This is a genomic window from Acinetobacter suaedae (assembly GCF_008630915.1).
Taxonomy (GTDB): Bacteria; Pseudomonadota; Gammaproteobacteria; order Pseudomonadales; family Moraxellaceae; genus Acinetobacter; species Acinetobacter suaedae.
Genome location: NZ_CP043909.1, coordinates 584,552 through 609,841 on the forward strand (window position 1 = coordinate 584,552; position 25,290 = coordinate 609,841).

Below are 25,290 nucleotides of genomic sequence, written 5' to 3' on the forward strand. Positions count from 1 at the left end.
ATTACGATGGCATCAGTTGAGCTTTTTTTATATGAATGTGGAACAGTTAGAAAAAACCTTAGTCGCAAGTCAATATGCAGAACAAGTTTTAAATTTATACACATTACAATTAGAACAAGATTATGCAGAAGATCAATTTCTTCGCCCACTCTCGACGGAAAATATTTTTGACAAGGTTCAACGTGCTGTTGCGGATATAAGTGATGAACAGGCTTGGATGAAAGCCTTACGTATCTTACGTGCTAGATTGATGTTCCGCTGGATTTGGCAGGATGCCAATCAACTTACAGATGTTGTGACATTAACTCGAGAGTTATCAGACTTTGCTGATGCTAGTATTTGTGCGGCAAAGGCATTTGCATTGCCTCCTTTGATTGCCAAACATGGTGAGCCGATTGGATATTCAGGTCAGTTTCAGGATTTGATTGTGATTGGTATGGGGAAATTAGGCGCACAAGAGCTGAATTTATCCAGTGACATTGATTTGATTTTTGCTTTTGACGAACAAGGTGAAAGCAATGGCCGAAAATGTATCGATGTACAGCAATTCTGTATTCTGTGGGGGCAGAAACTGATTTATTTGCTGGATCATATCACTGCTGATGGCTTTGTTTTTCGTGTCGATATGCGCTTGCGTCCATGGGGGGATGGCTCGGCATTAGCCATTAGTCACAGTGGTTTAGAGAAATATTTAAGCCAGCACGGACGAGAGTGGGAACGTTATGCATGGATTAAGGCACGGGTCATCATAGGGGGGCAAGCTGGCGATGATCTGATGGAAATGTCACGTCCATTTGTATTTCGCCGTTATGTGGATTATTCCGCATTTGCTGCAATGCGTGAAATGAAAGCCATGATCGAACGTGAAGTCATGCGCCGTAATATTGAAGATGATATCAAGTTGGGTGCAGGTGGGATTCGCGAAATCGAGTTTATTGTTCAAGTTTTTCAGTTGATTTATGGTGGTTCGAGACGTGAGTTACAAGATCGTCAATGTTTGGTGAATTTGCAACACCTCGGACAAGCTGAGTTGCTGGATGAGCAAGCGGTTATTGATTTAGAAGATGCTTATTTATTTCTAAGACGAGTTGAGCATGCCATTCAGGCACTGAACGATCAACAAACCCAGTCTTTACCAACAGAGCTAGATCTGAGACAGCGGATGCTGGATACATTGGGCTTTGCCGATTGGTCCGCTTTTTTAGCTGAGCTCAATCAGAAGCGAGACAAAGTTAAAGTTCAGTTTAAACAGTTGATTCAGGAAAAAGAATTCTCTGCGCCGATTGATGATTTTATCCAACTGGAACAGCAATTGAATGCAGTGCTAGATCCTGATGCGCAAAATTTGATTCAGAATTTTTGGCATGGACAAGCATTACGCAAGATTCCAGCCAGTGCGCTAGAACGATTAAAGAAGTTCTGGCCACATTTGATAGAAGCAATTTTACAGTCAGATCAGCCTCAAGTGGCATTATTACGTTTAATGCCATTGGTGGAGTCGGTGTTACGCCGCACTGTGTATTTAGTGATGTTGATGGAAAGTCGTGGCGCTTTGCAGCGACTCGTAAAAATGGCAACAGTGAGTCCGTGGATTTGCGAGGAACTGGCACAATATCCGGTGTTGTTAGATGAATTTTTGTCGATGGATTTTGGTTTGCCACAGCGTCAAGATTTGGAAGATTCGTTACGCCAACAGTTATTGCGCATTGAAATTGATCAAGTTGAAGATCAGATGCGAGTGTTGCGACTCTTTAAAAAGAGTAATGTCTTAACGGTTGCTGCCAGTGATGTATTGGCAGAAAGTCCGCTAATGAAAGTATCTGATGCCTTAACTGATATTGCAGAAGTTAGTGTACAGGCCACATTGAATTTAGCTTATGAAGCAGTTGCACAGCGTCATGGTTATCCACTCAGTAATACGGGCGCACGTTGTAGTTTAGATGCCAAAGGCTTTGCTGTGATCGGTTATGGAAAATTGGGTGGCATTGAACTTGGTTATGGTTCTGATCTTGATTTAGTGTTTATTCATACCTTTGAAGAGCAAAGTGAAACGGATGGACGTAAGTCAATTAGTGGCGCTGAATTTGCAATCCGTGTTGCACAGAAGTTCATGTCTTTGATGACTACGCAGACATTGGATGGTCGTGTCTATGAAATTGATACACGTTTGCGGCCTTCAGGTGAAGCAGGAATGTTGGTGACAAGCCTCAAGGCTTTTGAGCAATATCAACAAAAAAATGCATGGCTGTGGGAGCATCAGGCACTGGTTCGTGCGCGATCTATCGCTGGTGAGAAGGCATTATGTCAGCAGTTCGAAAAGGTGCGTTGTCAGATCCTAACCCAAGTCCGTGATGAAAATATGGTACGTGAAGAAGTGATCAAAATGCGCCAAAAAATGAAAGATCATTTAGGTTCATCTTCTGAACAAAAAAAACATGGGATTTTTCATTTAAAACAGGACTCAGGTGGTATCGTTGACATTGAATTTATGGCACAGTATGCGGTACTTGCATGGAGTGGGACGAATCCAGATCTCGCCCATTATTCCGATAATGTAAGAATTCTAGAAGATGCTGCTAAAGCAGGCTGCTTATCCAGTGAAGATGCCACAGCATTAATCCACGCTTATCTCCGTGAACGAGCTGAGAGTCACCGTCTAGCGCTTGCAAATCAATCTATGCAAGTCAATGCTGCGGATTGGCACGATACCCGTGAGATCGTTTGCAAGTTATGGCAAAGATTAGTTGATCCAACTGCAATAGCATTGGAAAGTGAATAATTGTGTAGAAAAAAATGGAGTATGTGCGATGAGTTTGGCTGATCGTGATGGTTTTATTTGGCAAGATGGAAAATTAGTTGATTGGCGTGATGCAAAAATTCACGTCTTAACGCATACACTGCATTATAGTATGGGTGTCTTTGAAGGTGTTCGTGCTTATGAAACACCAAATGGAACAGCCATCTTCCGTTTGCAAGATCACACTAAGCGTTTATTAAATTCAGCAAAAATTTATCAAATGAATGTGCCATTTGATCAAGCGACATTAGAACAAGCACAAATTGATGTTGTTCGCGAAAATAAATTGGCATCTTGCTATTTGCGTCCGCTTATTTGGATTGGTTCAGAGAAGTTAGGTATTGCTGCGACTGAAAATACGATTCATGCTGCGGTTGCTGCGTGGGGGTGGGGTGCATATCTTGGTGAAGAAGCAATGGCGCACGGTATTCGTGTAAAAACCTCTTCATTTACACACCATCATCCAAACGTGACCATGTGTAAAGCAAAAGCATGTGGTAACTACACTGTTTCAATCTTGGCGCATCAAGAAGTGGCGCGTGCAGGTTATGACGAAGCAATGTTGCTTGATCCTCAGGGCTTTGTATGCCAAGGCGCGGGTGAGAACGTATTCTTGATCAAAGATGGTGTGTTACATACACCAGATTTGGCTGGTGGTGCATTGGAAGGGATTACTCGTCAAACCGTGATGACCATTGCGAAAGACTTGGGTTATGAAATCGTTGAACGCCGTATCACGCGTGATGAATTCTATATCGCAGATGAAGCTTTCTTTACGGGTACTGCTGCTGAAGTCACGCCAATTCGTGAATATGATGACCGTCAAATCGGTTGTGGTTCACGTGGTCCGATCACCACTGCAATTCAAAAGACATTCTTTGATGCCGTACAAGGTCGTAACGACAAGTATGCACATTGGCTAACTTATATCAAATAAGTTTAATCTATGATTAAAGCGAAGCTTAGACTTCGCTTTTTTTATGCTAAAACTGTCAATAGATTGCAACCAAACGATCATCAATCTTTCATTTAACTCAATTAGCTTAATCTATAAGCAAAATTAAAAAATAGAGTAACAATGAAAATTACGGTGGTTGGTGCTGGGTATGTGGGCTTATCGAATGCCTTATTATTTTCCAAACAACACGATGTGATGATCTTAGATATTGATAAGGCTCGAGTGAAGCAAATCAATCAGAAAGTATCTCCGATCAGTGATACCTGTATTCAAAATTATTTATCTGAATCTCACGTTGAGGCGACTTGCGATAAGACTTTGGCTTATCAAGATGCTAAGCTGATTATCATCGCAACACCCACCAACTATAATCCTGAAACGAATTATTTCGATACTTCAAGTATCGAAGCCGTGATTAATGATGTGCAGGCTGTCAATCCCAAAGCGTTGATGTTAATCAAATCAACAGTTCCTGTCGGTTATACCCAAGAAATCTCGAAAAGACTCAAATTAAAAAATCTGATTTTCTCCCCTGAGTTTTTACGGGAAGGGCAAGCTTTGCAAGATAATCTCTATCCTGCTCGTATTATTGTTGGTGAGAAATCGAAGCGTGCGGAGAAAATTGCTAAGCTGTATCTAAAAGCAACGATTAAAAAAGATGCAGTATTGCTGTGCGTAGAGTCCACAGAAGCTGAAGCAATTAAATTATTTTCTAACACCTATTTGGCGATGCGCGTTGCTTTCTTTAATGAGTTGGACACCTATTGCATAAAAAATAAATTAAGCGCGCTAGATATTATTAAAGGTGTAGGGTTGGATCAGCGAATTGGCGATCACTACAATAATCCGTCTTTTGGGTATGGTGGTTATTGCTTACCGAAAGACACCAAACAGTTGCTCGCCAATTATCACGAAACACCACAAGAACTGATCTCAGCAATTATTCGATCCAACCAAACACGCAAACAAGCGATTATTGAAGATATTTTAAGCCGAAATGTTGCATGTGTTGGGATTTATCGATTAACCATGAAAGCTGATTCAGATAATTTTAGAGAGTCTGCGGTGCATGATGTACTTCAAGGTCTCGCTGATCATGGGATCAAAATCGTGATTTATGAACCGACGCTGGATGTGAAGGAATATTTAGGTCATCCGATTGAGTTTAGTTTGCAAAAGTTTAAAAACCAGTCGGACTTGATCATCGTGAACCGAATGGTGCCAATGTTTGGGGATGTGATGGAAAAAATCTATACACGTGATTTGTTTGGGGTGAATTAGTTTAAAAACAAACCTAGGGTGATACTTGTTGTTTGACGAATTTATAATAATCAATTTAATCATGCCTATGCTAAGATAGTTGATATTCGGTGCATATTATTTAAAGCTTGCGATTTGGATGTGCCAAGCAATAATACGATTTCAGGCATTCAAGGTTATCAAATGGTCGATATTCAACAAAATTCAGAAACACACGAAGAAAATATTATTTTGTGTATGAAGTGGGGAACCAAATACGGTGCTGAATACGTCAATCGTTTGTATAACATGGTGAAGCGCCATCTTACATTGCCATTTAAAATGGTATGTTTGACGGATCGTACTGAAGGTATTGACCCTAATGTCCAATGTTTTCCGATTCCATCTTTAGATTTACCTGAAGGTGCACCAGAGCGTGGCTGGAATAAATTATCTACTTTTGAACCTGATCTTTATGGTTTAAAAGGCAATGCACTTTTTCTCGATTTAGACGTGGTGATTGTCGACAACATCGATGGTTTCTTTCAGGCACCAGGTGAGTTTTTAATTATCCACGATTGGAAACGCCCGTGGCGTGTCACGGGTAATAGTTCCGTGTATCGCTTTAAACTCGGCGAGTTTTCTGGGATTTTGCCTTATTTCCGTGAAAATTTTGATGAAATCCGTGAAAAATTCCGCAATGAACAAGAATATCTCTCTTGGTTTGTACACAAAGAGGGGAAGCTGAGTTATTGGGATAAAGATTGGTGTAAGAGTTACAAATACCACTGTTTAAGAAAAGTACCATTTGCGTATTTCCAACCGCCAATCAAGCCGAAAGGTGCAAAAATTATTATTTTCCATGGTGAGATTAACCCACCTGACGCAGTTTCTGGTGGTGGTGGTAAGTGGTATCGCTATGTATTGCCTTCTGATTGGATCAAAGAGTCTTGGCAGTAAGCAAGACGACATCATTACAAGAGTTTGATTTATGAAAGATACAATACAACCTATTGATATCGTAATTGCTTGGGTGGATGGAAATGATCCTAAGTTAAAAAACAAGCGTCAACAATTTATAAATCAAACTGCACCGTCAAATGCTTTAGACGCAACGCGTTTTGCGAGTAATGATGAAATTTATTTCTGTATTGCCTCCATACTCAAATTTGTACCGTATTGTGGGAAAATTTATGTAGTCACTGATCAACAAACACCCCAATGGCTGGATCAGTTTGAGCAGCAGAATCTCTGTGAGAAAGGCAAGATTAGAGTGGTCGACCACACGGAGTTGTTTAGAGGATACGAATTTGCATTGCCGACGTTTAATTCTTTAAGTATTGAAACGATGCTTTGGAATATCCCGAGTATTTCAGATTATTTTATTTATTTAAATGATGATTTCTTCTTTAATCAACCCTCTGATCCACAAGACTTTTTAATTGATAGTCAAATGGTGATGTATGGGCATTGGGAAAGTAATCTAGTAAAAAAAATCAAATATATTGTTAGAAAGTTTGTGCAAAATAAATTTGGAAAACTGGCACAACCCTCATATACAATGGCGCAAATGTTAAGTGCAGATTGTGTTGGCATGTCTCAATATTTTGAGATTCACCATCGTCCGCATATCTTGAGTCGGATACTTCTATGCAATTATTTTGAAAAAAATATGCAACAATTACAGAAGCAAATTAGCTTTAAATTTAGGAATATCGATCAGATATTACCTGTAGGTTTATCTAATCACCTAGCGATTAAAAATGACCAAGCAATTCTCAACGATGATGTTGAAATCGCTTATTTAAAAGATCATCGTGATTTAGAGTCGTTTACTCAGGCTCTATCAAATCCTGATATTAAATTTGGTTGTATCCAAAGTTTGGACCAACTGCAACACAATGATGAACAGCATATACGCCATGCACTTATTCATAAATTTAAAGATGTTTTGCCTAGTCAGATCCAAGCGACGATAGCAGGATAAGCAAAGGAAGATCGGATGAAAGTTGTTACTTATCTCATAAATCTAGAGGGTAGTGATCAGCGTTTAGCAAATGCGACAGCTCAGTTGCAACAAGCGGGTTGGGCATTTTCTCGTTTCCCTGCTTATGATGGACGTGGCAAAGCTTTATCGGAGTTTGAAGATTATGACGATGTTGCGGCCCAAAAAATATTAGGTCGTAGTTTAATTAGCTCTGAGTTGGGGTGCTATCTCAGCCATTATGGTTGTGCTAAAAAATTTTTAGAAACGGATGCGGATTATCTTGTTGTTCTTGAAGATGATATTCAAGTGTTGCCGAACTTTAAACAAAATCTTAATTCATTAATAAATTATCTTGATCAGCATAAAGAACTCGAATGGTATGTGGTTAATCTTGCTGCAAAAAAGAAGAAATTGGCAAAAGACATTGTTCAGATTGATGGTTATACAATCTGGCATGCTTATTACTTTCCCATCCGTGGTGTAGGATTAGTATGGTCAAGAGCAGGTGCTGAGGCATTTGTTGAGCTTGGTAAAACCATGCAAGTTCCTGTCGATATCTTTTTTCAAAGCTGGTTAAGTAAAAATGGCAAAGGATTGGGGGTGTGGCAGCCTTTTGTTCAGCCTGCTGGGATTGATAGTGATATTTTAGGCACTGTGGCAACACAGGGTATTAAGCGCAAAGCACTGGAAAATAGAAGTGCTTCACATGGTTTTAAGAAGCAGAAAAGAATGTGGCGTGACCGTTTTTACGCAATTCGACATTTACTCTCTTAAGATTGTGATTGAAGTGACTAAAAATTCTATTATTGTATTCACTTTCAATTGAGTGTTTGGATGAAAATCTTTAAGAAGCTATTTTATATCTTGAAATTCTACACGATGTATTCGAATGAAACACGTAGGATCAATGATGATATAGATAATTATGCCGATATTATTGTTCTCAATCCAACAGAAGTGGATACAACTATCCCAAAAATTATTTGGATGTATTGGGAAGGGAAATTACCACAGTTTGTTGAGAAGTGTGTCGAAAATATTAGAAGAAAAAACTCTGACTATGTGGTTAATTTTTTGACTCCTGACAATGTTAAAACATATTGTGATATTGACTATCATCGTTTAGAACATGCGACTCCTCAGCAAAAAGCTGATCTCATCCGTTTTGAACTGATTTATCAGTACGGTGGGATTTGGCTTGATGCGAGTACTATTGTTTATGAAAATCTTGATTGGATACAAAAACTAGTTGTCGAAAATCAAACGAATAGTTTTGCTTACTACCGCAAGAAAAATACCACTTGTCCAAATTTTCCAGTTTTAGAAAATTGGCTGTTAGCAAGTCCCCCTAAAAATATTTTCTTTAGAAAGTGGTTTGATGAGTTATTTAAGGCAATTGAGTTAGGCCCAAAAACTTATATTCAACAGATTAAAAGTACGGATACTAATGCAGGGGATATTTTTCAAGAAATAGGACGTCTTGAATATTTAGTGGCATATGTCGCTTGTCAAAAGATTATGAGAGAACATTTACCAAGCATGACATTGGTTAATTGTGATAAAAATGCTTTTTTTTATCAGGTAAAAAATCAGTGGGTAAAAGAAAAGGTGTTAATTGATATGGCAATTCATATAGCTCCCTCTAGACCACCTAAACTCATTAAACTAGCAGGCAAGGAAAGAGGGATTTTAAGTCGTTATTACGAAAAAGGAATGTACTTTAAAGGTTCATTATTAGATATTTAACCATTTAAATTGATCTAAAACTAAACTGTATTTGGGTCAATTTTTTGGAATGATTCAACAGCACTATCTTTGGATAGATTGAAAACTTCAATTCCATTTTCTTTAAAAAATAATGCGGCGGTGTCAAAGGCACTCAAGACAGTTGTTGCGTGAAGGTCCAATAATGTTGGTTGTTTATCATCTAAGGTTTCATAAAAGCGAGGACTATTAAAATTATTCATATCTAAGCCCGCAATGTAAATTTCTTTATAATTTAATGAATTTATAACCTGTAAAGCAACATAAGCAACTGTAAAATAATCAAAAGTTCCTTCGAAAATGTCTTTAGAAAAACCGAAATTATTTTGGATGTAAAAGTTTTTATTGTGTTTATCTACAAAGGTTTTCTTTGATAAGAATACTTCAACCATATCTCGCGTAATTGTTTCTATCGTTTTGATTTTACATTTGAGATCATGAAATTCGATTTGTCTTAAGATCATATCGAGGCAACGAGGAGTGGTATAAAAAGTACAATTTGTCATCAGAACCTTTTTTACTAAATCGAAGCGACATTCAATAAAATTATGATCAATAATAATATAGTGTGAGAAATGAATGTTTTGTAAAGAAATAGCGCCATTTACTCCAATATAATCAATATCCTGTCTTTGTAATGTATCTGAGCTAATTTGATGTATAGATGGTCCTGTCGCAATCAACATGCATTTTTTGTTTTTAGTTTCTACTGGTCCTAAATTATCTGAAATGAGTTGTTTCTTAAAAAAAATTTTTTCTAAACGGCCTTGTGCATTACGTTGTGCCCGATAAAGTGGCCAAAAACGACGATTATGTTTATATTCTTTAGGAAAGAGAATCTTATAAACGAATTTATAGATATTTCTTAAAAGTTGACTAGAAAAAGAATGAAACATGTAAAAACTCAAACTACAGTAGAGGGAATTGCTTGCACTATTATTTTAAGATGATGGTTATCATTAAATAACGACAACCATCACCATTAACTTAGCTTAATCATCTAATGAGAATCTTTTTTTTCTAAATTTCGATTTTAGATTTTCAATAGAGCGTGTGAACCAGTTTTTATCATCCGCAGGTCGAGTCACTTTATTACCATGGTAATTTATCTGAGTAGCTTTAGAAAAATCTCCAAATGGTTGAATGATATAGTTTTCAGGGCGATAACCAGCAGATAAAGCTTCTTGATAATATTGGTCAAATAATTCAGTTAAGTCTTGTCTTGGATGAGGCATGATTTTTCCATCAAACCAATGTTTTTGGCCAGAAGCTTCAAGTCGGGGAAGTGAATATTTGTGACTAAACTGTGTTCCCATATCAGAGTAATGTAAAATTTTTATTTGTTCGATAGGAAGATCTTCACCATCAATATTATTATAAGAACTTTGATAAGATTGAACTAATTCAGGTTTATCTTTCAACAACTGCATTAGTTTTTTGTGAGCATCGGGGTCTGCTTGGATATCTTTTAATGGGGGTAAATAGTGTTTTGCCTTTTCACAATCCCAAACACAGGTACATAAACGAGCTGAATTCTTGCCTCCTTTTGCAATTACAATAGCTTCATCTGTTTTAGGGTGTGCCCATAACTCTGCAATATCACATAGAACAACGACATCTGCGTCCATATAAATCGCGCGGCCTTGATAGTTACATGATTCTGGAATTGCCCATCGAAAACCTGAAAAAGGAGTCGCCCATTTCTCTGTACGCCAACCTTCCTTGCTATCTTGATTAGTATACCATGGGCTCTTTGGATCATGGCTAAGCTGCATCCATGTAATTTGGACTTGATGTTGAGTATGTTTATGGAGGCTATAGTCTAGAACCATCATTTGTTCTAGGTCGCAGTTATTGGGATCACAACCTACAAAAACTTTTATCACTTCATTATTCATAGTTCACAACACTTTTACAAATTAAGAATTAATGCAACAAAGGAGATCATTTATCTTTGATGGATTGCATGCCGAGTTTTATTTCATATTGTAATTATAGCGCTTAAACTTAGCTAGTGTATTAAGGAATCGTATATCTTAAGAAACAGATAAATTCAAGAGAGGTGGCAACTAAGTATAAGTAAATATAATACTTTTTAGAATGAATTTTACAGATAATATGGTGTGTTTTGTAGATGTATGATTATTATTGAGAAATTTTTTTTGTTTAAGGATAACAATATCTTAAATCATGTATACATCAAGATAAAAAACAAGTATCCTATGCGCCGCCTAGCTCAACTATCACAGTTTTATTTGTTGAATTAATACTATGAAAAATTATGTTATTAGTCTTGTATCTGCAAATGAACGTCGTGAACATATCACCTCAGAATTTAGTAAACATGCGATAAAATTTAGTTTTTTTGATGCAATTACACCAGATTTAATTTCTTCTGTAGCAAAAGACCTTGGGCTAGATATTGTAAATTCAGATTTGAGAAATAGTGAGATTGCTTGTCTGTTAAGCCATGTTGTTTTATGGCAGAAAGCTATAGATGATAATCTAGATTATATTGGAATCTTTGAAGATGATATTCATTTAGGTGAACAGGCTAATAAGATATTATCCAATACTAATTGGATTCCTGATAATGCACATATTATAAAGGTAGAAGCTTTTTATCCTAAGGTTCTAGCATCAATACGTTCTTCATTTATACCAACTTCTAATCGAAAACTAGTGGCCCTTAAATCTAAGCATATGGGAACAGGTGGTTATATATTATCAAACTCAGGAGCGAAAGCATTACTTGCTTTTATAAAAGAGTATAAGAAATTAATTCCAATTGATCATATTATGTTTAAAGAGTATTTAGTAAAAGGTGAATACAAGGTATATCAAATGATGCCTGCTATTTGTATTCAGGATTTTATTTTGATGCGTAATAATACAACTTTGCCGAGTTATTTAGCTGAAGATCGAAAAGCAAGAAAAGGTAGCTGTATTAAAATTGAAGAAAAACCTAGTTTACATAAAAAAATTACAAGAGAGTTAACACGTTTCTTTACGCAGTTCATAAGGCTGTTAAAAGCTGAAGCTATAGTTAAGGTCAAATTCAAATAGAACTAATTATCTGATTTTTCAAGTTTAAACATTATTTGGATTGACTAAATACTAGCGAATATTTAAGATTAATCTCTTGTTTTATATATTGTAGGGCTTTCATGTTAACAATTTTTGGCTTCCATACAGACGATAATTTGTATAGAAAGCATGCCCAAATTTTGCAACGTTCAGCCGAAAAATTTGATATAAATGTACACTTTAGCGAGTTCTCGAAAGACGATTGGCAAAAAATCATTGCTTTTAAGCCAGTCTTTATTGCGCAAATGCGCCGAAAGCTTGAGGGGCCTATTCTTTTCGTAGATGCTGACGCAATTATTTTGAAAGATATTCGCCCTTTTTTTGAATCTATTCAAGAAGATATTGCAGTACATTACATTAATGGTAATCGATTAATTAGTAGTACAATTCTGATTAATGATACTCCAAATGCTAGATTATTAATTAATGAGTGGGAGCGTCGACAATTAGAACAACCTGAGCGTTGGGATCAAGTTGTACTCCAAGAATTGATTGATGAATGGGTGGAAGAAAAAAAGGTAACTTTGAATAAATTACCACCAAATTATACATTTATTTTTGACACATCTCGACGAACTTATGGGGATAGTGTTGAGCCAATTATTGAGCAGCTACAAGCTAGCCGTGATAAAAGATGGATTGATAAATACAGAAGCAGAAATCGCTTTCATCAGTGGTTAATGCGGATACCTTATTTACTAAAAAGTACACGTAAAATTGTAAGTCGTCATAATGTTGTTAATAATCGTGCCGAAAAATTAGGGATTGATGTTCGGATTTCAATTGATGATTTAATTTAATATTTCAAGATGATAAAAATAAAAGGCTCTAATTATGATTAGAGCCTTTTATTTTTATTTAAATTTGGAGCGAATGAAATATCGAAGAATAATAAAGAGCTGTCTTAAGTTTAATTGCTGGGCTATATTTTTTAACTGTCTTTTTTCTAATAAAAAACAATCTTCTACTTGATTTAAATAATATTTATTATGTAGCTGCTTTTTGTATGGCTTCTTGCCGCTACTGCCATCTAACCATGAGCCTATAAAATGATGGGTGGCATAATTTTGGGGAAGATCTAGACAGAAATAATTGGAGGAAAAAATATGTAGTGTATTTTCTCCATTAGATCCAGATTGATTTATATCCTTGGTTTTATCAATGTTGAATTTAGTGGAAATGATTTCTGAAATAAATGATGTATTAGGTGGTTCTTGATCAGAATAAGACTTATTCTTGTAATACGCTAAAATATCTCTAGTTAGACTGTGTTTAGGAATTGCTCCCCATACCGCAGTAAAAGGTAAATTAGTTGACTCAAAACCACTAAAAGCTTCATATTTCAAAAAATTATCGATTGGTTGCTTCAGTTCAACATCTGTGTCTAAGTATACCCCCCCAAACTCATATAATGCCCATGCACGAACATAATCAGAAACAAAGGCATATTTTTTTTGTTGGTAAGCTGTGCTCGTGAAAATATGGCTATCGATATCAAAGCTTTCCTCATTCCAAAGAACTAGTTTCCAATCAGGACATTTCTCTTTCCAGCTATTGATATATTGTTGCAATTGTTCAGGAATAGGTTTTCCACCGAACCAGCAATAATGAATAATTTTAGGAATCATATTAAATAAGATATTGAACAATATTCGTAATATAACATTAAATTATCGATATTTTAATGCGCTATTTATATCGGATTATTTATAATGATCTTTTTCTAATCCACCTCTAAACCGTTTATACCCCCACATATATTCTGTAGGAAAGCGGTTGATCATCTGTTCAACTGCTTTATTCAGTGCAGTCGTTGCAACCTCAATATCTCGATCATAGAGTTGAGGATCATTAAGATCATCACAATAGACTTCAAAACCTTCATCATCTTCGCGACGAAAACAGCTTAAGCCCACTAAACGGCATTGAGTTTTTTGTGCCATTTTACTCGCAAGTGTACTCGTGAGGCAGGGAATTCCAAAAAAAGGAACCACAACACCACCTGAAGGTTGGGGTACATGATCGGGCAGAATCACACTAAATCCGCCTTGTTTTAGGTTTTTAAACAAGGCTTTTACCCCATTGGCATCTGTTGGAACCAACGTTGCATTAAGTCGCTGTCGAGCATGTAAAGCAAAAGCATTAAAGCCACTATCTTTCATTGGTTTGTACATGATGGTTGGAATACCGTATTGGTGTACCCAAGCATTCATCATTTCCCAAGTTCCGAGGTGTGGTGTAATGATTAAAGCACCTTTAGGATCGTTGAGTGCATCAGTTAAGACTTTTAAGTTATGCACAGTATGAATTTGCTGGATGCTCCACTCAGGAGGCATTGCCCAACATTTTCCAGATTCGATATAACTGAGACATTGTTTGATAACACTTTCTCGAGCCATTTTTTCTTTTTGTTCAGCCGTTAGCTCAGGGTAGGCGAGAGCTAAATTGACTCGAGTTTTCCATAACATACTTTTGTTGGGGTTTTGATTGATAAAGTATGCCGCCACTTTTGCAATACTGCGTAAAAATGGTAAAGGTAAAACCCGAAGCAAGGTACGATAAAATGACATGTGAATTAATCTTGCTTATCTGCATTCCCTTTGAGCACCATATAAATCAGTGCTGCAAAAATCAGTAAGGCGCCAGCTAAGCTACTGATACAAAAATATAAGATGCGTTGATAAGTGGTCATATTGAAGAGTTCATTCGACAAGATGTAACGCATGAGAAACCATTGTGCGAGAGAAAACACAATAATAACAATGGTATGTCGACGAACATCTGGGCGCATAGCCATGGGCAGTTACCTTCAATAGAAAACAGGCTTATTATGCCACTAGCGAACATGATCTCAAAGTATAAATTACCTTGCCTAATAGCTTCCAAAAGAAGAGCGATCATATCGATATAAAAAACCCTGCAGAGTGCAGGGTTCTTATCGAATCATAAACTCAAGGTTTATTTTTCTTCAGCTTTTGGCTTTTCACGTAAACGAATACCTAGGTCACGCAATTGATTTGATTCAACTGGTGCAGGTGCTTGTGTCAATGGACATTCAGCTGTCTTGGTTTTCGGGAATGCAATCACATCACGAATAGAAGATGCGCCTGTCATCAACATGATCAAACGATCAAGACCAAATGCCAAACCACCGTGCGGAGGTGCACCGTAACGTAATGCATTGAGTAGGAAGCTAAATTTCTCTTCAGCCTCTTCTTCACCAATACCTAGAGCCTCAAAAATTGCTTTTTGCATCTCTAAAGTATAGATACGAAGTGAACCACCACCGATTTCAGTACCGTTCAATACCATATCGTATGCAACAGAAAGTGCTTCACCTGGATTGTTTTTCACTTCTTCAACACTTGATTTTGGCAGTGTGAATGGATGGTGAACAGAGGTCCATTTGCCATCATCTGTTTCTTCAAACATTGGGAAGTCAACCACCCAAAGTGGTGCCCATTCACAGGTTGCAAGATTCAAATCATGGCCGATTTTGACACGAAGTGCGCCCATTGCATCGTTTACGACTTTGGCTTTATCCGCGCCAAAGAATACGATGTCGCCGTTCTCAGCACCAACACGTTTTAATAGATCAAGTACGATTGGCTCGATGAACTTAACGATTGGTGATTGTAGACCTTCGATGCCTTTTTCAAGCTCGTTAACTTTAATATAAGCCAAGCCTTTTGCGCCGTAGATACCGACGAATTTGGTGTATTCGTCAATCGCACTACGTGGTAGCGAACCAGCACCAGGAACGCGTAACGCAACAATACGACCTTTAGGATCTTTCGCAGGGCCAGCGAATACTTTGAACTCAACGTCTTGCATTAAGTCTGCAACGTCAACCAATTTCAATGGAATACGCATATCCGGTTTGTCAGATGCATAGTCACGCATTGCGTCCGCATAGGTCATACGTTCAAATTTATCGAATTTTACATTCAACAATTCATCAAACATTTTAACCGTTAAGCCTTCCATTAAATCCATGATGTCATCGTCACTCATGAACGATGTTTCAACGTCGATTTGGGTAAATTCAGGCTGGCGATCCGCACGTAAATCTTCGTCACGGAAACATTTAGCGATTTGGTAATAACGATCAATACCGCCAACCATCAACAATTGTTTGAACAACTGTGGTGATTGTGGAAGTGCGTAGAAGCTACCATTTGAAACACGGCTTGGAACCAAATAGTCACGTGCGCCTTCAGGGGTTGCACGCGTCAAAATTGGTGTTTCAACGTCTAAGAAACCATGATCTTCAAAATAGTTACGGATCAAATTGGTTACTTTTGAACGGAAGCGTAAACGTTCTAGCATTTCTGGACGACGAATGTCCAAGAAACGATATTTCAAACGAATTTCTTCAGAAATATTGGTGTTTTCATCATTCAATGGGAATGGAGGTGTTTCAGAAGCAGCAAGTACTTCGATTTCTTTACCTAAAACCTCGATTTGACCACTGACCATGTTGGCATTTTCAGTACCAGCATAACGACGGCGAACACGACCTGTAATTTTTAAAACGAATTCAGAACGCGCTTTATCAGCAGTTTCAAATGCTTCTGGGGTATCTGGGTCGATAACCACTTGTACGAGACCATCACGGTCACGCATATCAAGGAAAATTACACCACCATGGTCACGGCGACGGTGGACCCATCCACATAGAGTAACTGTTTGATCGATTTGGGCTTCAGTAAGAGAGCCACAGTAATGAGTGCGCATCATATTGAATTATATATCCAAACTATATTGGCTAGAAGGTGAATGCGTAAACAGCGCAGCACCAATGAAGGGGAGATTATGCCTTGTTGAGCGTCTTGTCTCAAGTCTTAATATATGTAAACAGATGCTTTGAGAGAAAACTAAGCCTTATAAGCTTTACGATCTAAAAATAATAACAAGAGACATGCAACCGTAAACAAGATGAGTCCGGTCTGTGTAAATTCATTGATCGATTTTCCAATGAAAAAATAAGGTTCACTCAACCAGATTTCAGACGCAATATGACGGCTATAATCCCAAATGGATAATAGTCCGCCAAGGATTGAAATGATGCAGCTTACAATCACAAAAGTTTTAATATTTTGAGGAACAAAGTTATTTTGTTTATGACTTTGATAGTAATGCCAACACATCCAAAAAATAAAAGGGAGGGCGACAATAGAGGAACCAATTTGTAAGATAAAATGCAATGGATAAGTAAAGCCGAACAATGAGATTTGTTGAGCAAGTACAGTTTTAAATGCAAACGTGCGAAAGTCGAGGTGGGTTAGTCCATCCCAAATCAAATGTGTTGCTGTTCCAATGATAATCGCAAAGCAACTCATTAAGCTAAAAGCAATAAAACTGTCAAATGAGTGGATATTTAAATCATCTCGAATTGTAAATAGTCGATAAAGGACCGGACGATAAATTAAATACCAAAGTAAACAAAAGAATAGTCCAATCGGTAGGTTTGGAAATAAAACACCAGCCCATTGATGAGTAAGAGTAATATTTTCAGGTGTAAATAAACGATATAAATCTGGTGTCATACAGCCGATTGCCAATGCTGCAATCGGTAAATGACCTTTGCTGAGTCTGGATAATGGAGGGGCAAGAACAGCATGGGACAAGGTAAAAGGCATATTGTTATAAAACAAGTTTTATAAAATCATGGAGCCACAGTGTAGCAAATGTTTTTTTCAACTATGTTTTTTATTGCAAAATAAATGAAATGTTATAGTATAACAATCAATATTTGAGCTGATCCGAGACACGGTATGTCATTTTCAAAAAATATTTTAACCTTATCTATACTTGCTGCTGTATCTGTATCGGCACTTGCAGCAGAAAATCAAAAAGTCCAAACGTTAGAGACGATCAGAATTAAAGCACATCCACTTGAGCAAACTTCACAAGATTTTGCGGTTGCAGATACAGTGGTTGACCAAAAAACTTTGACTGAAGGTGCTGTTACGATTGGGGATGCACTTGCTAGCGAAGTTGGGATTCACTCAAATCAGTTTGGTGCGGGTTCTAGCCGTCCTGTGATCCGTGGACAAGATGGTGCGCGTGTTAAAGTACTTCAAAACTCTTCAGAAAATATTGATGTCTCTACCTTGTCACCTGACCACGTCGTAACGGTTGATCCTGCGCTTGCAACGCAAGTAGAAGTAATTCGTGGACCATCTACCTTATTATTTGGTGCGGGTACTGTGGGTGGTTTGGTCAATGTAAATGACAGTAAACTCCCAACAAAAATGCCAGAAAAAGGCTATGAAGGTAATGTAGGGCTACGTTACAACACAGGCAGTGACGAAAAATTAGCAAGTGCTGGCGTAACTGTAGGATTGGGAGATCAATTTGCATTACGTGTTGAAGGTTTAAAGCGAGAAGCTAATGATTATATTGCACCGAACTATTTCCATGAGGGTGAAAAAGAGCGTCGTGTAGATAATACTTTTGCTGAAGGACAAACGGTAAATGTAGGATTATCTTGGATTTATGATCGTGGTTTTACAGGAATTTCATATAGTAACCGTCAAGATAAGTATGGTTTACCTGGGCACAGCCATGAGTATGAAAGTTGTGATGCACATTTAGTTGGTCGACCACATTTACATTGTGGAGACCATGGTCATGACCACGGACATGATGATCATGATGACGACCATGGACATGATGACCACGATCATGAGCATGCACATGGTGGGCCATGGATTGATCTAAAATCTGAACGTTATGATTTCCGTACAGAATTAGATGATCCGTTCGCAGGCTTTAAAAAGATGCGTGCTCAAGCAAGCTACACTGATTATCGTCATGATGAAATCGAAGAGGATACCATTACGACTCGATTCAAAAATAAGGGTTATGATGGACGTTTTGAGCTGGTTCATAATCCACTTGGGGCATGGGAAGGGGTAATTGGAACCCAATATAGCCAACAGAAGTTGACTTTAACTGGTGAAGAAGCTTTCTTGGCACCGAATACCACGAAGAAATGGAGTGTATTTGCTTTAGAACATGCGCAATTCAATGATGTCCATGTTGAACTGGCTGCACGTGCGGATCAACAAAAAATTGATATTGAAGATTCTAGTAAGAAAGATTTCGATGGCACTGCATTCTCTGTGTCAGGGGCTGCGAATTGGGAGTTTGCTCCGAATTATAAACTTTCATTTGTGACATCACATCAACAGCGTTTACCGCTTGCACAAGAGTTATATGCAAATGGTAAGCATTTTGCGACCAATACCTATGAATTGGGCAATGATCAGTTGAAGAAAGAGACGTCAAATAATGTAGAACTAGGTTTCCATTATGACGACAATACATTTGATTACCATGTTCACGTTTATCATAACTGGTTCGACGATTATATCTTTGCACAGACATTAGATCGTTATGAAGACTTCCGTTTGGTTGAATACACTCAAGATAAAGCTCGTTTCTATGGTGCTGAAGCTGAGGCTGGCTATCAAGTATCGCCAATCTATAAAGTGAGCGTATTTGGTGATTACGTTCGTGGCAAGATCGACAATGAGAACGCGCCTCGTGTACCAGCCGGTCGTTTAGGTACTAAAGTCAAGGCTAACTTTGGCGACGGATTTAGTGGTTCTGCAGAGTATTATCATGTATTCCAACAGGATAAGATTGCTGCATATGAAACCGATACGCAAAGCTACAATATGGTTAATCTCGGTGTAGCTTACTCTGGTCAATACAGTAAAGCGGCTGACTATCGCGTATTTTTGAATGCGAACAACGTGTTAGATGAAAAGGTTTATCAACATGCGTCTTTCTTATCAACAGTTCCTCAAGTTGGGCGTAACTTTACAGTCGGTGTAAATTTTAACTTCTAATTTTTCACTTAAATCTTATTGAAAAATCAAAGTATAAGCTCTAGCCTTAATCCATTAGGCTAGGGCTTTTTCTTTTTATATGCGTATCTTCCAACGAATCCATCAAAAATTAAACTGGTCAGGTCGGCGTTACATGGCAGTCATATTAAGTATTTTGGTGATTGGGTATCTTGCTTCTGCAATTTACCACACAGTAAAACCACTTCCGAAAGGATTGGATTTTACTGGACAAATTCGCCATGCCAATGTGAAATTTTTAGCGGATCAAACCTATCTAGATACGCAGGGACAGCAACAGGTTGATCAACACATTTTTGATGAAATGTTGCAACTGATTAACGAGGCTAAAACCACCATTGTGCTGGATATGTTTCTTTTTAATCAGGAAGTCGGAAAGTCAAAAGTCCAGCAGCGCCCATTAATGCAACAATTAACAGATGCCTTGGTTGCCAAACGTCAAGAAAACCCACAAATGCAAGTGGTGCTGATCACGGATCCAATTAACTCTGTTTATGGTGGAATTGCTCCAGAGCATTATGCTCAATTACGCCAAGCGGGTATCCAAGTCATTGAAACAGACTTGAAACCCTTGCGCACCTCAAATCCATTATGGTCTGGATTTTGGTATATCTGTTGTCAGGACTTAGGGAATAACCCAAATCGAGGATGGTTAAACAATCCATTCGGTGAGCAAAAAATAACTTTGAGTAGTTATTTGTCTTTGTTTAACTTTAAAGCTAACCATCGTAAAACATTAGTGGTGGATACAGATTCAGGTTGGAAAAGTTTAGTCACTTCGGCAAATCCACATGATGGCAGTTCTCGACATAGTAATGTTGCATTGGTCGTGGAAGGCGCAACAGCAATAGATATGCTGCAAACAGAGCAAACGGTTGCACAGATGTCACAAGGAGGAAGCCCGATCGTGATTATGGGCGGTCTAACCGAAGATAAAAGTCTCCCTCAAGTTCAAGTACTGACTGAAAAAGCAATTTACACTGCTGTTCTGAAAATGATTGAAGGCACTAAGAAAGATGAATATTTAGATGTTGCAATGTTTTATTTGTCTGAAAGAAAAATTATCAATGCGTTGAAACAGGCACAACAACGGGGCGCCAAGATTAGGATTATTCTTGATCCCAATAAAGATGCTTTCGGACGTCAGAAGAATGGCATGCCTAATCGACAAGTCGCTTCTGAATTGAATGCTGTTGATATTCCGATACGCTGGTGTGATACCCGTGGCGAGCAGTGTCATAGTAAAATGTTATTAAAATACGATAAACAACATGCTGAATTGATTTTGGGCTCTGCAAACTTAACCGCACGTAATCTAAAAAATTATAATCTCGAAACCAATATGCGAGTGTTGGGTTCTGCACAAGCGCCAGTGTTTAAAGATGCTCAGCAATATTTTGATTCATCGTGGGAGAATCAGAATGCACGTCAAATCACGGTTGATTATGCAAAGTATGCGGATGAATCGAAAGGAAAATACTGGTTGTATCGCTTTATGGAGTGGTCTGGTTTATCGACTTTTTAATGCCTGTACCCCCCCTTTTTGATAAAGAGGGGATATTTCTTTAGGCACTCGGCGGAATCAACTGATCTAAATCTTTATCTGCAAGTTGCTCTAATTCACTTAGGTCTGTTTGAATTTTCCACTGACTTTCATCATCAACTGGATTGGGTAAACGCGCTTCTAACCAATCACAAATCACGTCTGGATTAAATTCAGGATGATTACATTGAATCACCCAAGCCAAAAAATCTTTTGGCTCGCCATTCATATACGGTGGGGGAGAGACTGGGAAAAATTGGGTAGGTAAACGCTCGTTGGTCGATAAATAGTTCAATACATGTCCGAGTTCCTGAACGGTTTGCCATGCGAGTGGATGTTCTACATCGATATTAAATTTAAACCACCACGTATGTTGACCATCTGAGCCATGCGCAACAATACGGGATTCTTGAACGCTAGGAACTTTACAAAAAAATTGATAGAGGCGATCAAAGTTCATTTCCGACACAGCTATTGACTCAAAACTCAAAAATAGATTTTAGCACATTCTAAAAGTCAGCTAAAAAGTGTCTCCTTATTTCATCCTAAATCAAATTGAAATGGCAAACAATGTAACAGTCTCTGTAGATTTTTTGTTCTAAAATATTGTAATGATAGTCCTTATGAGGATAGGGCAATGCTGCAATCAAAATATTATCGACATGGTATGATCAGTTTGCTGAGCTGCTTTTCAGCGATGACTTATGCTGATAATGCATGGGGTGGTTATAGTGGTGTAGAACGTCGGTCTTATCATCAAACTACACCTTCTTATCAGCAACCTGCACAAGATCCTTTTGCATTCTCTAATCAGCGTTATACACCAACAGCTCCTCCCAAAGGGTATTATTATCAACCTTATCAAAACAGTCATCCATATCCTCATTATCAACAGCCTCGTGTTCGAATAGAGTATTATCCTGATGCAAAAACAGAATATCGCTATCGCCGTGATTCGTTTGTTGTAGGAAATGCATTACCCGTTGAATTTAGAAATGAACGCTATGTGGTAAGGGATTGGGGATATTATTCATTACGAGAACCACCACGAGGCCGTCATTGGGTTGTGGTCGATGGTCGTTACTTTCTTGTGACGGATGATAATTACACGATTGAGATTATTCGTTGATGAATTTTGCAATGCTAAATGTTGATATCTTCAGGAAGTCTCCATAATTTCTTGGATATGATTACAAAGTTTTGCAATGTACTTTGTTTTGTTCATGGTTTCTCCCAGAGTTTCTTTTAATCTGAGTTCAGGTCAAAGAACAGAGGATCAAAGAATGAAAAAGACATTAGTAGTACTTATTTCAACGATCATGCTTGGGATGTCTGCATGTGCAGTTGCAGAGCCGTCAAGCCGTTGGAAACATGATCACAAAGATCGTTATGATCATCGTTACGACCGTTATGACCATCGTCATGATCAACGTAAGCCACCACATTGGTCAAATGCGGATCGTGGGAATCATTATGGGCAACGTATTACATTTAAACGTGGTGAGCGTGTACCTTCTCAGTTCCGCAATAGCCGTTATGTGATCTCTAATTATCGTCAACATCGTTTGTATCAACCACCACGTGGTTATCAATGGATGAAGATACAAGGTCGTTATATCTTAGTTGATTCTAAATACCGCGTGTATCGTGTCGCATAAACTAGAGACAAAATTCAAGCAGGCTGTGGCCTGCTTTTTTTATGCTAACTCATCATCTTGGGGTTTAGGGGTTCTATTCGCTGCTAAGGATTGTTCTTGGTCTTTACCGCGAAGCACAGATGGATAATGCCATGATGCAAAACGAACCACGAGAATTGCAAAAGCTAAAATGAGAATTGAACCAGTAATAATCACAAGATCTATTGATGCTTTATGATGGTGCTGAATGTCGGCAATCAATAAGCGAGTCAGAGCGGTAATGGCAATATAAATTAAAAAGCGGACAGGCATATGATTGGTTTTGAAGTAAATGCCAACCATTGCCCCAAGTTCAAGATAAATAAATAGTAGAAGAATGTCATCGATGCTTGCATATTGTTTGATGGTGAGCATCTCAATCACAGTATGCACGGCTGACCATGCGATCATGCAGCCAATGATGAATAAGGCAATATAATGAAAAGCCTCAACCGCATAATGACCAAAACGATCAGATAAGCGTTGTAAATTTTCCAGTTTTTTATCTTTTTGAGTAGGCATTAGAGTCGTGACTCTCAGCATGATGATAAGCCTATCATGCAATTTTTATGCTGTTTTTCAGTTAATAGAGAGAACTGCCTAAATCAAATGAGTTCGGCAGTTCTGTTATTAGAAGCAATGATTATTTGAGATGTGGATACTGTTGGAATATTTCTTCAAGAGATATATGACCTAAAAAGTTACCAGAACTCTTTGCTAGGTGTTGTTGTTCAATCGCATGTGTAAATTGAACGGCAGCTTGATTTTGCAGTTCTTGATAAAGACGGTGACAATTAGGAAAATGATGAATATCAATAACGTTGTGATATTTTAGCCATCTTGTGATGCCAGCATAGTAGCCATCGACAAAAGATAGTTGTTCTCCCATTAGCCAAGTTTGGTTTGTCAAAGAGGCTTCTAAAGCGGTAAATGCTTGTTCAACTAATTCTTTTCCATAATCTTGTAGTACCTGTTTTGAGTCCTCTGATAGAGCGTGTTCAATGCGATACCATAATGGGGCAAATGCATTGAATAAGGTGGTATTCAAAAATGCGAGTTTTTGATTAAACAGATTAAATGCTTCAGTTCCTTGTTGATAATGAAAAGCTGTATTTGAGCTTTTTGCTGTTATATGGTTCAAGATAGCCATTGTTTCGGTCACAACTTTACCATTATCGTAAATAAGTGCAGGCGTTTCACCTAGTGGATTGATTCGATAATATGCTTCAGTATGGCTCTGAGCTGGCATTTCGATTCTACAGAGTTGATAGGGTAATCCTGACCATTCCAATGCTACGATTGAACCAAATGAACAGCCTGAAGGGATACCATAGAATAAAGTTAAAATTGACATGATGATTACTCTTTTATGCGATGTAAAATCATCATAAAACGACAGGAAAGTTTCGAATAGTCAGGTATGATGCAACTTATTGTCTACATATATGGACATTGGTGTATGTTACTCAGACAAAATCTAAATGATGTTTTTCTATTTGTTGTCGCCGTAGAGTATCAAGGATTTTCTGCTGCAGCCAAGCAACTCAATTTGCCAAAATCAACGATAAGTAAACGTGTTGCTGCACTAGAAAATAAGTTGGGTCTCACCTTGATTCATCGTAGTTCCCGAAGCTTTGTATTAAGTGAAGCTGGAAAGCTGTTTTATCAGCATGCTAAAAATGCTGTGGATGAGTTTCGCTATGCTGAGGAAAGCTTATTAATGCAGCAGCAGGAACCGAGTGGTGTAGTTCGGTTGAGTGCTTCGGTACCAGTCGCACAGTATATTTTATCGGATTGCTTACCTGAATTGGCAGAACGTCACCCAAAGTTATTGATACAGCTAGAAATTACTGATCGTTATGTTGATGTGATGAGTGAAAATTTTGACATTGTGATCCGAAGCCATTTTCAACCTTTGCCCGATTCAGGGTTGATTCAACGTGTGCTTACAAATGAAAAGATCATTGCAGTTGCATCACCTGCTTATTTACAGAAAACCCTAGCAATTAATACGCCAAACGATTTGGTTAGTCATGATGGCTTATGGGCTGATATGCAAATGGCACCATGGCATTTCCAACATATGACTGGTGAAAAAGTCATGGTACAGCCGAATATTCGCTTTATAGCCAATGAATCTGAGGTGTTAAAAGGGGCTGCAAGGCGGGGAATAGGAATTACTTTGTTACCTGAAACCTTTTGTACTCACGAACTCAAAAATGGAAGTTTGGTCAATGTCTTACCAGAATGGTCTGCAGGTCGGGTAACAACAAGTTTGTTGATGTTAACTAGGCGTGGTTTATTACCGAGTGTAAATATTACAGCAGATTTTTTAGTGGAAAAAATGAAAAAATAAAAT

At 37.9% G+C, this 25,290-nt stretch carries 24 protein-coding genes; 14 read left to right on the forward strand and 10 right to left on the reverse strand.

Features of this window, described 5'->3' with window-relative positions:
- The first annotated feature begins 31 nt into the window (after positions 1-31).
- The 7 genes from glnE to F2A31_RS02865 all read left to right on the forward strand — a co-directional run bounded on the left by glnE (position 32) and on the right by F2A31_RS02865 (position 8,727).
- The gene (gene glnE / locus F2A31_RS02835; RefSeq protein WP_150025075.1) at positions 32-2,779 is read left to right on the forward strand and encodes a bifunctional [glutamate--ammonia ligase]-adenylyl-L-tyrosine phosphorylase/[glutamate--ammonia-ligase] adenylyltransferase; all 2,748 of its coding nucleotides are present in this window, start codon (positions 32-34) and stop codon (positions 2,777-2,779) included.
- Between the two features lie 28 nt (positions 2,780-2,807).
- Positions 2,808-3,734 (forward strand): branched-chain amino acid transaminase, encoded by a 927-nt coding sequence (locus F2A31_RS02840; protein ID WP_150025076.1) that lies wholly within the window; start codon positions 2,808-2,810, stop codon positions 3,732-3,734.
- Between the two features lie 141 nt (positions 3,735-3,875).
- Positions 3,876-5,036: a nucleotide sugar dehydrogenase gene (locus tag F2A31_RS02845; RefSeq protein ID WP_005083356.1), complete on the forward strand. Its 1,161-nt coding sequence runs from the start codon at positions 3,876-3,878 to the stop codon at positions 5,034-5,036.
- A 162-nt stretch (positions 5,037-5,198) separates the two neighbouring features.
- Positions 5,199-5,954 carry a hypothetical protein gene (locus F2A31_RS02850; protein ID WP_042874730.1) on the forward strand — a complete coding sequence of 252 codons (756 nt, stop codon included), beginning with the start codon at positions 5,199-5,201 and terminating at the stop codon, positions 5,952-5,954.
- Positions 5,955-5,985: 31 nt separating this feature from the next.
- Complete coding sequence (locus tag F2A31_RS02855) at positions 5,986-6,981, forward strand: Stealth CR1 domain-containing protein (RefSeq protein WP_150025077.1); 996 nt, start codon at positions 5,986-5,988, stop codon at positions 6,979-6,981.
- Positions 6,982-6,996: 15 nt separating this feature from the next.
- Positions 6,997-7,755 carry a glycosyltransferase family 25 protein gene (locus F2A31_RS02860; protein WP_150025078.1) on the forward strand — a complete coding sequence of 253 codons (759 nt, stop codon included), beginning with the start codon at positions 6,997-6,999 and terminating at the stop codon, positions 7,753-7,755.
- 60 nt (positions 7,756-7,815) lie between these two features.
- The gene (locus F2A31_RS02865; protein WP_150025079.1) at positions 7,816-8,727 is read left to right on the forward strand and encodes a glycosyltransferase family 32 protein; all 912 of its coding nucleotides are present in this window, start codon (positions 7,816-7,818) and stop codon (positions 8,725-8,727) included.
- Positions 8,728-8,747: 20 nt separating this feature from the next.
- Here F2A31_RS02865 and F2A31_RS02870 read toward each other — a convergent pair whose 3' ends face one another.
- A complete protein-coding gene (locus F2A31_RS02870) occupies positions 8,748-9,641 on the reverse strand; it encodes a lipopolysaccharide biosynthesis protein (RefSeq protein ID WP_150025080.1) in 894 nt (297 codons plus the stop codon).
- Positions 9,642-9,737: 96 nt separating this feature from the next.
- A complete protein-coding gene (locus tag F2A31_RS02875; RefSeq protein ID WP_150025081.1) occupies positions 9,738-10,643 on the reverse strand; it encodes a glycosyltransferase family protein in 906 nt (301 codons plus the stop codon).
- 373 nt (positions 10,644-11,016) lie between these two features.
- Here F2A31_RS02875 and F2A31_RS02880 point away from each other — a divergent pair, with 373 nt between their 5' ends.
- Positions 11,017-11,811 carry a glycosyltransferase family 25 protein gene (locus F2A31_RS02880; RefSeq protein WP_150025082.1) on the forward strand — a complete coding sequence of 265 codons (795 nt, stop codon included), beginning with the start codon at positions 11,017-11,019 and terminating at the stop codon, positions 11,809-11,811.
- A gap of 101 nt (positions 11,812-11,912) precedes the next feature.
- Positions 11,913-12,632: a putative nucleotide-diphospho-sugar transferase gene (locus F2A31_RS02885; protein WP_150025083.1), complete on the forward strand. Its 720-nt coding sequence runs from the start codon at positions 11,913-11,915 to the stop codon at positions 12,630-12,632.
- 54 nt (positions 12,633-12,686) lie between these two features.
- Here the strand turns inward: F2A31_RS02885 and F2A31_RS02890 are convergent, their stop codons facing one another.
- The 5 genes from F2A31_RS02890 to F2A31_RS02910 all read right to left on the reverse strand — a co-directional run bounded on the left by F2A31_RS02890 (position 12,687) and on the right by F2A31_RS02910 (position 17,474).
- Entirely contained in the window at positions 12,687-13,460 is a 774-nt protein-coding gene (locus F2A31_RS02890) for a glycosyltransferase family 32 protein (RefSeq protein ID WP_150025084.1), read from the reverse strand.
- Between the two features lie 75 nt (positions 13,461-13,535).
- Positions 13,536-14,402, reverse strand: a complete 867-nt coding sequence (locus F2A31_RS02895) for a lysophospholipid acyltransferase family protein (RefSeq protein WP_150025085.1) — start codon at positions 14,400-14,402, stop codon at positions 13,536-13,538.
- Between the two features lie 5 nt (positions 14,403-14,407).
- Positions 14,408-14,629 carry a hypothetical protein gene (locus F2A31_RS02900; RefSeq protein WP_150025086.1) on the reverse strand — a complete coding sequence of 74 codons (222 nt, stop codon included), beginning with the start codon at positions 14,627-14,629 and terminating at the stop codon, positions 14,408-14,410.
- Positions 14,630-14,790: 161 nt separating this feature from the next.
- A complete protein-coding gene (aspS, locus tag F2A31_RS02905; protein ID WP_150025087.1) occupies positions 14,791-16,572 on the reverse strand; it encodes an aspartate--tRNA ligase in 1,782 nt (593 codons plus the stop codon).
- A 137-nt stretch (positions 16,573-16,709) separates the two neighbouring features.
- Complete coding sequence (locus tag F2A31_RS02910; RefSeq protein WP_150025088.1) at positions 16,710-17,474, reverse strand: DUF4184 family protein; 765 nt, start codon at positions 17,472-17,474, stop codon at positions 16,710-16,712.
- A gap of 135 nt (positions 17,475-17,609) precedes the next feature.
- Between F2A31_RS02910 and znuD the strand changes: the two genes are divergently transcribed.
- Both znuD and F2A31_RS02920 read left to right on the forward strand, forming a co-directional pair.
- On the forward strand, positions 17,610-19,694 hold the full coding sequence (gene znuD, locus F2A31_RS02915; RefSeq protein WP_150025089.1) for a zinc piracy TonB-dependent receptor ZnuD: 2,085 nt from the start codon (positions 17,610-17,612) through the stop codon (positions 19,692-19,694).
- 79 nt (positions 19,695-19,773) lie between these two features.
- Positions 19,774-21,237, forward strand: coding sequence for a phospholipase D family protein (locus F2A31_RS02920; protein WP_171490548.1), 1,464 nt, complete (start codon positions 19,774-19,776; stop codon positions 21,235-21,237).
- Between the two features lie 40 nt (positions 21,238-21,277).
- Here the strand turns inward: F2A31_RS02920 and F2A31_RS02925 are convergent, their stop codons facing one another.
- On the reverse strand, positions 21,278-21,724 hold the full coding sequence (locus tag F2A31_RS02925; protein WP_171490549.1) for a hypothetical protein: 447 nt from the start codon (positions 21,722-21,724) through the stop codon (positions 21,278-21,280).
- A 168-nt stretch (positions 21,725-21,892) separates the two neighbouring features.
- Between F2A31_RS02925 and F2A31_RS02930 the strand changes: the two genes are divergently transcribed.
- Both F2A31_RS02930 and F2A31_RS02935 read left to right on the forward strand, forming a co-directional pair.
- Positions 21,893-22,384 (forward strand): RcnB family protein, encoded by a 492-nt coding sequence (locus F2A31_RS02930; RefSeq protein ID WP_150025092.1) that lies wholly within the window; start codon positions 21,893-21,895, stop codon positions 22,382-22,384.
- A 154-nt stretch (positions 22,385-22,538) separates the two neighbouring features.
- Positions 22,539-22,913: an RcnB family protein gene (locus F2A31_RS02935; protein ID WP_150025093.1), complete on the forward strand. Its 375-nt coding sequence runs from the start codon at positions 22,539-22,541 to the stop codon at positions 22,911-22,913.
- A 39-nt stretch (positions 22,914-22,952) separates the two neighbouring features.
- Here the strand turns inward: F2A31_RS02935 and F2A31_RS02940 are convergent, their stop codons facing one another.
- The gene (locus F2A31_RS02940) at positions 22,953-23,453 is read right to left on the reverse strand and encodes a phosphate-starvation-inducible protein PsiE (RefSeq protein ID WP_150025094.1); all 501 of its coding nucleotides are present in this window, start codon (positions 23,451-23,453) and stop codon (positions 22,953-22,955) included.
- 121 nt (positions 23,454-23,574) lie between these two features.
- The gene (locus F2A31_RS02945) at positions 23,575-24,285 is read right to left on the reverse strand and encodes a glutathione S-transferase family protein (protein WP_150025095.1); all 711 of its coding nucleotides are present in this window, start codon (positions 24,283-24,285) and stop codon (positions 23,575-23,577) included.
- Positions 24,286-24,390: 105 nt separating this feature from the next.
- Between F2A31_RS02945 and F2A31_RS02950 the strand changes: the two genes are divergently transcribed.
- Positions 24,391-25,287 (forward strand): LysR substrate-binding domain-containing protein, encoded by an 897-nt coding sequence (locus F2A31_RS02950; RefSeq protein WP_150025096.1) that lies wholly within the window; start codon positions 24,391-24,393, stop codon positions 25,285-25,287.
- The last annotated feature ends 3 nt before the right edge of the window (positions 25,288-25,290 follow it).